General features: G+C 71.6%; 1 protein-coding gene. It reads left to right on the top strand.

Translation table 11 applies throughout. From position 1 onward, the window contains the following. A partial coding sequence (locus HKX41_12570; protein NNC24969.1) for a hypothetical protein occupies positions 1–250 on the top strand: 250 nt, incomplete at both ends.

Below are 250 nucleotides of genomic sequence, written 5' to 3' on the forward strand. Positions count from 1 at the left end.
CAGCTTCATCCTGGCGCCGAACGCGCTGATCGAGGACTGGGCGGTGAGCGATGTGCGCGTGCTGCGCATCGAAGACCTGGAACCGCTGTTCGCCCTGCAGCCGGAGCTGATCGTGCTCGGCTGCGGCGGCACCCAGGCGTTCCCGCCGGCGGCGACCCTGGCCGCCAGCCTGGCGCGCAAGATCGGGCTGGAATCGATGACCAACGCCGCCGCCGCGCGCACCTTCAACGTGCTCGCCGGCGAAGGCCGG

The sequence above is a fragment of the Salifodinibacter halophilus genome (assembly GCA_012999515.1).
GTDB lineage: Bacteria > Pseudomonadota > Gammaproteobacteria > Nevskiales > Salinisphaeraceae > Salifodinibacter > Salifodinibacter halophilus.